We start from the raw sequence: 10,118 nt of genomic DNA, 5'->3' as shown, positions 1-10,118 counted from the left end.
GTGGCCCTCTTTATTTTTTTATTCCACCAACAAATGCCCAAACCCCATATGGCTTACCTGTTTGTGTGGCGCCCCGCGGCCCCCCCGGGCACTGCCGGTCCTGCCGCGTGACCGCACCGTATGCGCATGCCCGAGTCACCAACGGAGCATCTCCGAGGCTGACAACCGGTGACCGGGCGCGAGCGCAAAGAGACCGCTTATCGACTGCTCCTGCCGAAATCGAGCATCGGGAGCGCACTCAGGGTTCGCCCGGCACGCGCTCCTGAGCGCCTCCGGCCATCCGCGGAAAGCCTCAACGGCCTTCCGTGCATCCGGAGTCGTGGAGCGGCACTCCAGAAAAAGCGCTGAAGCCGACCGCTGGCGCGAAGGTGTCGACCGGTGACGAGGCCCCGGCAGTCAATTGCTTCGTCCAGCCGCTCGTCTCTCAGCCCGCTGGGCCGCCGAAGAGTCCGCCATCGTTGTCTCCTTCGTTGCCGCCATCAGAGGGCGTTTTGTCCTGTTATTTCATCCCGGATTGCCGGATTGCCGGATTGGGGGCGGTTCAGGTGCCGCGCCGGCTCAGGGTGGATTCCGCGGTCAGGCGGCGTGTCATGAGGTTGATCATTGCGAGGTGGACCATGGCTTCGGAGCGGTGGGGTGGGCTTCGTAGTCGCGGGCCAGACGTCGGTGGTTCATCAGCCAGCCCAGGGTGCGTTCGACGGTCCAGCGGCGGGGCAGGACGGTGAAGCCCCTGGTGGTGGGGTCGTGGCGGACGATGTGCATGTCGATGCCGAGGGTCGCGGCGTGCTCGACGAGGTGCTGGCGGTAGCCGCCGTCGACCCAGGTCTTGTGGACCGTGGGGTGCTCGGCGGCAGCCTTCTCGATGAGGGCCTGGCCGGCGATGGAGTCCTGGACGCTCGCAGCCGTGACCAGGAATCCGAGGAGGAGTTCGACGGTGTCGATGACGATGCTCCGCTTGCGGCCCACGATTTTCTTGCCCGCGTCGACGCCTTGCCGGCAGGCGGGGACATTGGTGGAGGTCTTGATGCTCTGGGAGTCGATGACGCAGGCGGTTGATTCGGCTTTTGACAGGTCCGAATCCTGCGGATCGCAGCAAGTACGGGTCGAAGATCCATCTGATCACCGAGCGGACCGGACTTCCTCCACCCGCACCCGAGCGGTCGCCTCGCGAGCCTCCAGCTCCTCGAACAGCGAACCCATCAGCAGCCTCCTCCACCACCACGGTAGAGACGAGCAACCCCGCACACAGCCCCAAGCGGCGTTCTCTCAGATCAACCCTTCACTCCAGAAGAACCGCACCCGAGAAAAGACGCTGGAGCGGACTCCGCGACGCATGGATGTATGGGCCGAACGTCCCCACCATGAGCTGATATGGCCTTTTGTGCGGTGCGCCGACCGGTGTGAACGTGAAATGGACCCCTGTGCTGCATCGAAGGCGGTGGAGACGATGACACATCCCCTGGTCACGGGCATCGACGGTTCCGATGAGAGCCTGACGGCGGTCGACTGGGCAGTGGACGAGGCCGCCCGGCACGGTCTCCCGCTGAGGCTGGTGCATGCCTCACGCTGGGAGCGGTACGAGCGAACCGTTCCGTCCCGCAGTCTCGGCCGCCCGCCCGAGCGCGTGTTCATCGAGAACCTCGTGGCCTCCGCGGCTGAACGCGTCGGGCGGCGCAATCCGGACGTCAAGGTCACCACCGAAACCGTCACCGACGATGCCGCGGACGCTCTCCTGCGCGAGGGCGACAACGCATTCGCCGTGGTGACGGGAGCGCGTGGCCGCGGTGAGCTCACGAGCCTGCTCCTGGGCTCCGTAGGCTTGGCCGTGGCAGCCCGGGCGCGCTGCCCGGTGATCGTTGTCCGGGGAGACAAGGCGGGTCTGGCCGCTTCCCACGAGAGGATCCTGCTGGGTGCGGGCGAGCCCGCGAACGGTGCCGAAGCCGTGCGCTTCGCCTTCGGCGAGGCCGAGGCACGCGGATGTGCCTTGGACGTCGTACGAGCCTGGCGCCGCCCGATGCACGAGAGCGCCGACGATCCCGCGCTCGCGGACGAACCGGCGCTCCGACACGAGGATCGGGCCTCTGAAGTACTCGAGGCGCTGCTGCGGGACGCCATGACCGACCATCCGGGCGTCCAGGTGCAGCGAGTCACGGTCGAGGGACCGGCTCACAGCGTGCTTGTGCGCCGCTCGGCAGCCGCCGACCTGGTGATCGTCGGTGCCCGGCGCAGACACGGCCACCTCGGGCTTCAGCTCGGCCGGGTGAGCCATACCCTGCTCCACCACGCGGACTGCCCGGTGGCGGTCGTGCCGCACACGGTTTCCGACTGACGGCGGCGAGCGTCATGGAGAAGGGCCGGACGGCCCCCGGAGAGGACCGGGCAGCCTCTGCCCCCGCGCGGACCGCGGCGTGACGCTGGTACCGGACGGCAGACCGAATGCTGGAGGTGCCGACATGCTCTCGCCCGTAGTCGCAGGAGTTGACGGATCCGCCGAGAGCCTGGCCGCCGCAGCATGGGCGGCCCGCGAGGCCGAACGGCGGGACCGACCGCTGCACCTTGTCCACGCATGGAACTGGCACCCCCGCCAGCAGGAGCGCGAGATCGCCGGCGCCGCCCAGCGGCATCTGGCGCGGACGTCGCTGCGCCAGGCGGAGGAACGCGTCCGCGCCGAGTGCCCGGACGTCCGCCTCACCGACGAACAGACCGAGGGTCCCGCCACCGCCGCGCTGTTGAAGGCGGCGGACCAGGCCGATCTGATGGTCCTGGGATCTCGCGGACTGAGCGGATTCACCGGACTCCTCGTGGGTTCCGTGGCGCTCGGCGTGGTCGCGAAGGCGACCCGTCCCGTCGTCCTCGTCCGGGCGGACGAGGAGGTGGCCGACGAACATGTGCCGGCACGCGACGGAAGCCCCTCCACAGACACCGGCTACCGGGACGTCGTGCTCGCCGTAGACCTCGATGAGGCCTGTGACGAGGTCATCGAGTTCGCCTTCGAGGCCGCCCGGCTCCGGCACGCACGCCTGAGGGCCGTACACGCCTGGCACACGGCCGGACCGATCGGTCTCGGGTCCGGCGACATCGGACTTGCCGAGGAGTCCTGGCAGGGCGAGGAATGGCTGGGCTTCCTCAAGGCCGTGCTCCAGACGTGGCGCGACAAGTATCCGGACGTGGAGGTCCTGGAGACGGTCGTGGACGACAAACCTTCGACCGCGCTTGTGAGGGCCGCGACCGGAGCGAGTCTTCTCGTCGTCGGCCACCGCCTCGCCGAACGTCCGCTCGGTCCCCGCACCGGGCCCGTCACGCACGCCGCGATCCACCACGTCGGCTGCCCCGTCGCCGTCGTGCCCCATGCCTAGAGGACCCCGAGCCTGCTGAGCGGACCTTGTTCTCGAAGGAATCGCGACAGCAGGAACGGACGAAGGAGGTGACGGTCATGACGAGGCCGGTCGTGGTCGGCCTGGACGGTTCGAAGGAGAGTCTCGCCGCGGCCGACTGGGCCGCCAGGGAAGCCCTTCGCCGCGGACTGCCGCTCCGTCTGGTGCACGCCTGGGAGGGCCTGCCCGACGACGGCACCGTCGCGGACCTGCCCGAGATCCGGGCACCGCAGTACCACGCGCGGCGGGTGCTGCGCGGGGCCGTCGACGTACTGCACGAGCGTTATCCGGAGCTGTACGTAGCCGCCGAGCAGGTGCGCAAGCAGCCAGGTCCCGCGCTCCTCGCCGAGGCGGAGAACGCGGAACTGCTGGTCATCGGAAGCCAGGGGACGAGCGGTGTCGGCGGGTTCGTCTCGGGGTCGGTCGCCATGGCCACCGTGGCTCACGTCGACCGGCCCGTCGTCCTCGTGCGGGCGGGCCATACTGCGACGGACGAACACCTCCCCGACGCTTCGGGAAAGGCGTCGACCGACACCCCCCACCGTGACGTGGCGGTCGCCGTCGACGTCGGCGCGTCCTGCGACGACGTCCTCGACCACGCGTTCCGCGCGGCCGAGCTCCGTGGGGCTCCGCTCCGCGTCGCGTACGCCTGGCACGTGCCGCTCACCAGGGGTGTCCCGGGCGTCGAGGAGCGTACGCGGATCCGGAAGGCGGCGGAGCGCGCACTCGCGGAGCTGCTCGAACCCTGGCGTGCGAAGCACCCTGGCGTGGTCGTCCACGAGAACCTCCACGAGGGCCGTGCCGCCCACGTCCTCGTACGCGCGGCAGGCGGGGCCGGACTACTGGTGGTGGGACGTCGTCGTCGGCGTACCGGGATCGGCGCCCACACAGGTCCGGTGGCCCATGCGTTGCTCCACCACATGACTCAGCCGGTCGTGCTGGTCCCGCACGACTGACAGCCGCGCCGCGCGGTCGCCGCCTGCCCGACCCGAACTCGGGTACGTGTCCTGGCCGGGCACGGCGACGGGTGAGGCGATGGACGGACAGCCCCGGCGACCGGGCCGTCCGTCCCCTGCCGGGCAGGCCGGACGGCGCGGTGTCATGGAAAGGGAGCGAAGTGAAGGTCGTGACGTTCGGACGGGCCGAGGTGTGTGCCATGGATCGCGTCACCGCCCTTGCGGCACGATCGCGGCGGCTGTCTCTGAAGATCGTGTCCGCACCCGCTGAAGCCGTGCTCCTGGCCGTCACGGCTGTGGCTCTTTCGGCGGGCGGCGTCGCCTGGATCGTCGGTGCGGGTGCCTTGGCAGACCTGTTCTGGGGACTGGGAACGGTGGCTGCCGTCGTGCCGGCACTCGGATGGGTGCTGGCGTCGCTGCGGCACCGTGACGTCGGTGTCGACCTGGTCGCCGTGCTCGCCCTGGGAGGCACTCTGGCGGTCCAGGAGTACCTGGCCGGCGCCCTGATCGCGTTGATGCTCGCCACCGGCCGCACCCTCGAGACCGCCGCGCAGCGGCGCGCCTCGCACGACCTGCGTGCTCTGCTGGAGCGAGCTCCACGCTCCGCCCGCCTGCGTACCGCCACCGGCGTGCGTGTGGTGCCGTCGGCCGAGGTCCGTGTCGGCGACCTGCTCGTCGTGGGCCCTGGGGAAGTGGTCCCCGTCGACGGCCGGGTGGAGAGCACCATCGCCGTCCTCGACGAATCCGCGCTCACCGGCGAGCCCCTCCAGACCGAGCGGGGACGCGGGGAATCCGTCCGCAGTGGTGTCGTGAACGCGGGTGCCGCTTTCGAACTCCGCGCCACCGCCGCCGAGCGGGACAGCACCTACGCCGGCATCGTGCGGCTGGCCCAGGAAGCGGGAGCGGAGTCCGCGCCCGTCGTGCGGCTCGCCGACCGCTACGCGGCATGGTTCCTTCCCCTCACCCTCGTGGTGGCGGGTCTGGCCTGGCTGGTCAGCGGCTCCGCGGTCCGGGCGGTCGCCGTCCTGGTGGTAGCCACTCCCTGTCCGCTGCTGCTGGCCGCGCCGGTCGCGATCGTCTCCGGCCTCTCCCGTGCCTCACGCCTCGGCGTGGTCGTCCGTGGCGGCGGCGCCCTGGAGAACCTGGGCCGGGCCCGCACACTCATGCTGGACAAGACCGGCACACTGACCGCCGGCCGTCCCCGCGTGCTGGACGTGATCGCCGCGCCCGGCGGGACACCCACGGAAGTGCTCCGCCTGGCGGCATCCGTCGACCAGTACTCGCCGCACGTCCTCGCCCGCGCCATCGTCGACACGGCCCACAAGCGCGAGCTGAGCCTGTCCCTTCCCTCCGCGGTGAGCGAGGAACCCGGCCGGGGCGCCTCCGGAACGGTGGACGGCCACCGGGTGTCGGTCGGCCGCGTCACCGCCTCGGACACGCGACCGCCCTGGGCCCGGGCCGTCGACAACCGCGCTCTTCTCGACGGCGCGGCCGTCGCCTGGCTGACCGTCGACCGACAGCTGTCCGGTGCCGTTCTCCTTCGAGACCCCGTCCGGCCCGACGCGCCCCGCACGCTGCGTCATCTGCGAGCGGCGGGCATCGAACGGCTGCTGATGCTGACCGGCGACCGCGCCGAACCCGCCCAGGAGGTCGCCGCCGTCCTCGGTCTCGACGACGTCCGCGCCGAACTCGGCCCGGCCGACAAGGTCGCCGCGGTACGCGCCGAGAGTGCGCACGCGGTCACCGTGATGGTGGGCGACGGCGTCAACGACGCCCCCGCGCTCGCCGCGGCCGACATCGGCGTGGCCATGGGAGCACGCGGTTCCACCGCATCCTCCGAGGCCGCTGACATCGTGCTGACCACCGACCGCGTGGACCGTCTGGCGGACGCCGTCTCCATCGCCGTACGAGCCCGGCGAATTGCCGTGCAGAGCGCGCTGGCAGGCATGCTGATGTCGCTGGCCGCCATGACCGCGGCCGCGTTCGGCCTGCTCCCACCGGCCGTCGGTGCGCTGCTCCAGGAAGGGATCGACGTCGCGGTCATTCTCAACGCCCTGCGTGCCTTGCGCGTCGACCAGGCCGCGCGGCCGGCGCTCACCCCCGCCGCCGAGGCACTCGTCCAGCGGTTCGCGGCCGAACACGACGACCTCCAGGACGTCCTCGAAGCCGTCCGCGGCGCGGCCGACCGTGTCTCCGACAACCCAGGCCCACAAGCCCTCGCGGCCGTCGAGGAGGCGTACAGGCTGCTCACCGAGCGGCTGCTGCCGCACGAGAACGCCGAGGAGCACGAGCTCTATCCGGCTCTTGCCCCCGCGCTCGGCGGGCCCGAGGCCACCGCCACCATGAGCCGCGCCCACACGGAGATCGCACGTCTCTCCCGCCGGATCGCGACCCATCTCGACCTCTCGCACGCCGATGGCGGCCTGGCCCCCGGACAACTCGACGACCTGCGCTCCTGCCTCTACGGCCTGAACACCGTCCTGCGTCTGCACTTCACCCAGGAGGAGGAGAACTACTTCTCGCTGGCGACCTCCCCGTCCGACGGAGGCCGCGCGGGCTCATGAGAAGGCTCATTCGATGTCGAGTACCTCGTGCACGGGACGGCGCCTTGTGCCAGGGCCTGCCGGGCCGTATCCGAGCCGCAGCACCATCTTGATGAATCCCGTCGCCGACTGCGGATCGCGCACGGCCCAGCGGAGTTCGGGCCGTTCGAGGGCCTGGGAGGTGAGTGAGGTGGCGAGCCCGTCGAGGGTGGCCTGGAGCAGAACGCGTTCCATGGCCTGACCCGCCGGCAGCCAGTCTCTCGGCCGGTCGCCCACGGTGCCCAGTACGGCGAGCTGGGGCATGTTCTCGAACGCGGCGGCCGTGCGGCCCGGAACGGGGTGCCTGCCGGCGAAGTCATGCACGGGCGCCCTGCCGGAGTGTTCGCGAGGGCCGAAGGCGTACTCCGGTACCCCGTCGTACGTCGTTTCCGCCGTTCCCGTTCCCGTGCCGGTGCGGGTCCACTGCCTCAGCTCCTCGGACGCGGCGGTGTCCATCGCGTCGCGCCCCTCGGCGTAGTGCACCAAGTCCAGCAGTGTCTCCACGTGCCATGCGCCGGGAAAAACCAGATGTCCCCCTCCAGGAGTGCGGCGGCGCACAGGGAGTCCTTGATGGCCTGCGGCATCACCTTGTCGGTGAACGGCTGACGGCTCGTGTGGCGACGGCGGATCGCCGGATACAGAGGCGCGAGGTCTTCCGCGCGTTCATCGACCGCGACGGCAGGGTTGGTCAGCCGTGTGCATGGACGGGGCTGCGGCGGCGTCTTCCACCAGGGCTGTCACAGCCGTCGCGTCGAGTTCACGTACGGACACCGGACCTGCCTCCCTTCAGGCCGACCGGCCATGCGCGGAGGGGCGATTCCCGGCTCCTCCCACTGTTCCACGGCGGTACCGGGCCTGCGGTGCCGGACGTGTGACCGTGAAACCTGGAGTGTGCGGACAGGATGCCTCCGATCCGGCGCGGTTTCGTTCGATCGATCAGTTCAGTCCTTGCCGAGCCGGGGGCCGCCGCCCATGTGCAGGACGCTCAGGCGGCGGCGGTATTCGTCCTCGTCGATCTCTCCTCGGGCGAAGCGTTCGGCGAGGAGCTGCTCGGCTGTGGGCCCGTGTTGCACGAGGCCGGTGGCCGTCCCTGTCCCGGCCGGCCGGGACAAGGACCGGAACAGGAGGACCCCGAGGAGGATGAGGACGGACCAGAAGAGGATCATGCCGACCGACATCACGAACCAGCCCCAGCCGCTCGGATCATGGCCGTACCAGAGCATCATGATCGCCTGCTTCCCCACTGTCACCGGACGCGGGCCTCATGCCCGTGGTCTCGGTGCGCCACTTTCACCGTCACCCCTGTCCGTTCGCCCGTCATGGGCCGAAGAGCCCAGACCCGCAGGGGCCATGGGGCCCTGACTCGCGAGGTCGACCGGTGTACCGACGCAAGGCCGGCTTCAGGCCTCCAGTTCGATGCCGATCACCGGGGGCTCGTGGAGCGAGTTGTGAACGGTGCAGTGAGAGGCGACCGCGAGCATGGCCGCATGGCGTCGGGCGGGCAGCGCGGGTGGCGGAACGATGACCAGGCGCATGGACTCGACGCGTGCCGGACGGTCCGTGGCCATGGTGAACTCCGTACGGACCCGCAGTCCGGCTCGAGGCAGTCCGTGGCGCTGGAGGTAGCGGCCCGCGTAGAAGGCGACACAGGTGGCCAGTGACGCGGCGAACAGCTCGACGGGGGTCGGTGCGGTGTCCGTTCCGCCCGTGTCCACAGGCTGGTCGACCCGGAGCTGGTGACCTCGGATGTCCACCGCGTACGCGTCACCGTCGACGTGGGTGACGTCCAACTCGTGCACGACCGCTTCCTGCGGCGCCCGCTCGCCCATCGTCTCCGGTGCTGCGCTTGTCATGGCCGACCTCCCTGGACGGTGCTCCTGCTGCTTGGTTCCAGTGGAACGCGGGTGGAACGGCGGCCCGATGAGCCGATCGGGTCAGAACGGGACCGTTCGACCCTGGTGCGGTTCCGCGGACGCGGATGAAGCCGCCCTCGCCGACGGAGCCCGGCTCCGCCTCACTCCTCGCCGGTCCCGATGAGGAGACAGTCGACGCTCACCACGCCTTCTACGCCTTGCGCGAGGCGGACGGCAAGCGGTATCAGGGAGTCGTCCTCGACCTTCCCGGTCAGTGTCGCGACCCCCTCGGTCACCGTGACGCGCACCGGCTCGTCCGGAGCCGGGAAGAGCGCGTCGAGCACCCTCCGCCGGATCTCCTCGGCGAGGTCCTCGTCCGGGCGCAGGAACACCTTCAGCAGGTCACCCCGGCTGACGACGCCTTCGAGCACACCGTCGGCGTTCACGACGGGCAGCCGCTTGACGTGCCGCAGCGCCATGATGCGCGCGGCCTCGGGGAGGGTGGCGTCGGCGTGCACGGTGACGGCCGGCGTGCTCATCAGCTCCTCGGCGCTCACCGCCCCTGCCTTGGCCAGGTCGGACAGCCGCTGCATCTGGGTGACGCGGCCCGGATCGTTGTCCCGGAACTCCTCCTTGGGCAGCAGGTCGGCCTCGGACACCAGCCCGATCACCCGGCCGTCGCCCTCCAGTACGGGCAGGGCACCGACCTGCCACTGCTCCATGCGTTCGACGATGTCCTTGAACCGGGCCCTGCGGCCCACCGCGACGACGGCACGCGTCATCACGTCACCCACCCGGTACGGGCCGCTCCGCACGCCGTTCTCCTCACCAGGCCGGGTGGTCATGTCAGGTCGCCGCTGCCGTAGGGGGCGTAGAGGTCCAGCAGCCGGACACGGGAGGCGTGCAGCCGTTGGGCGATCACGCGACCGACCCAGATCGCGACGGCCCGGCCGAACTCGGGGTCCTCGTCGCACAGCGCCCGTACGGCCTCGGCGTCGAACTCCCAGGCCCGGACCGGGCTCATCGCCTCGGCGCCCAGCTGCCAGAGGTACGGCGGGAAGTGCCAGGACCAGCCGATGAGTTCGCCGTGCCCGAGGGTCTCGATCGGGTCGGGCCGCCGACCGGGTACGTGCAGATCGAGGCCGACGGTGCCGGTGTGCACGATCCAGAAGTGGTCGGCGCGCCCGCCTTCCTCGAACAGACGGGTCCCGGCCTCGAAGGAGACCTCGCGGGCCAGGCGCATCAGGCGTTCGCGGTACACGGGTTCAAGAGCCGCGTTCATCGTGGTTGCGGAGGTCATCGCACCGGCTCCCTTCATGGGTGGTGCTTCCAGCCTGGGCGCGTCCCGGTTCC

9 protein-coding genes and 1 pseudogene are annotated in these 10,118 nt (G+C 70.5%); 4 read left to right on the top strand and 6 right to left on the bottom strand.

Features of this window, described 5'->3' with window-relative positions; genetic code table 11:
- Positions 1-541 precede the first annotated feature (541 nt).
- A pseudogene (locus ACFW6B_RS39540) lies at positions 542-1,059 on the bottom strand (transposase); the annotation flags it as partial.
- 388 nt (positions 1,060-1,447) lie between these two features.
- Between ACFW6B_RS39540 and ACFW6B_RS39535 the strand changes: the two are divergent.
- The 4 genes from ACFW6B_RS39535 (at position 1,448) to ACFW6B_RS39520 (ending at position 6,894) form a co-directional block, all read left to right on the top strand.
- Positions 1,448-2,329, top strand: coding sequence for a universal stress protein (locus ACFW6B_RS39535; RefSeq protein ID WP_386604471.1), 882 nt, complete (start codon positions 1,448-1,450; stop codon positions 2,327-2,329).
- A gap of 124 nt (positions 2,330-2,453) precedes the next feature.
- A complete protein-coding gene (locus tag ACFW6B_RS39530; protein WP_386604469.1) occupies positions 2,454-3,356 on the top strand; it encodes a universal stress protein in 903 nt (300 codons plus the stop codon).
- 77 nt (positions 3,357-3,433) lie between these two features.
- A complete protein-coding gene (locus ACFW6B_RS39525; protein ID WP_386604467.1) occupies positions 3,434-4,330 on the top strand; it encodes a universal stress protein in 897 nt (298 codons plus the stop codon).
- A 200-nt stretch (positions 4,331-4,530) separates the two neighbouring features.
- Positions 4,531-6,894 (top strand): heavy metal translocating P-type ATPase, encoded by a 2,364-nt coding sequence (locus ACFW6B_RS39520; RefSeq protein ID WP_386604465.1) that lies wholly within the window; start codon positions 4,531-4,533, stop codon positions 6,892-6,894.
- Positions 6,895-6,900: 6 nt separating this feature from the next.
- On the opposite strand, the gene ACFW6B_RS39515 is transcribed toward ACFW6B_RS39520, so the two are convergent.
- The 5 genes from ACFW6B_RS39515 to ACFW6B_RS39495 all read right to left on the bottom strand — a co-directional run bounded on the left by ACFW6B_RS39515 (position 6,901) and on the right by ACFW6B_RS39495 (position 10,065).
- The gene (locus ACFW6B_RS39515; protein ID WP_386604463.1) at positions 6,901-7,416 is read right to left on the bottom strand and encodes a hypothetical protein; all 516 of its coding nucleotides are present in this window, start codon (positions 7,414-7,416) and stop codon (positions 6,901-6,903) included.
- Positions 7,417-7,853: 437 nt separating this feature from the next.
- On the bottom strand, positions 7,854-8,138 hold the full coding sequence (locus ACFW6B_RS39510) for an SHOCT domain-containing protein (RefSeq protein ID WP_386604479.1): 285 nt from the start codon (positions 8,136-8,138) through the stop codon (positions 7,854-7,856).
- Between the two features lie 174 nt (positions 8,139-8,312).
- Positions 8,313-8,765, bottom strand: a complete 453-nt coding sequence (locus ACFW6B_RS39505; RefSeq protein ID WP_386604461.1) for an OsmC family protein — start codon at positions 8,763-8,765, stop codon at positions 8,313-8,315.
- Positions 8,766-8,926: 161 nt separating this feature from the next.
- Positions 8,927-9,610, bottom strand: a complete 684-nt coding sequence (locus tag ACFW6B_RS39500; RefSeq protein ID WP_386604459.1) for a CBS domain-containing protein — start codon at positions 9,608-9,610, stop codon at positions 8,927-8,929.
- Entirely contained in the window at positions 9,607-10,065 is a 459-nt protein-coding gene (locus tag ACFW6B_RS39495; RefSeq protein WP_386604457.1) for a Crp/Fnr family transcriptional regulator, read from the bottom strand. Before ACFW6B_RS39495 ends, ACFW6B_RS39500 begins: the two co-directional genes overlap by 4 nt.
- Positions 10,066-10,118: the final 53 nt, after the last annotated feature.

It is taken from the genome of Streptomyces sp. NPDC058751, assembly GCF_042746485.1.
Taxonomy (GTDB): domain Bacteria; phylum Actinomycetota; class Actinomycetes; order Streptomycetales; family Streptomycetaceae; genus Streptomyces.
This window is presented reverse-complemented; position numbering and strand designations above follow the sequence as displayed.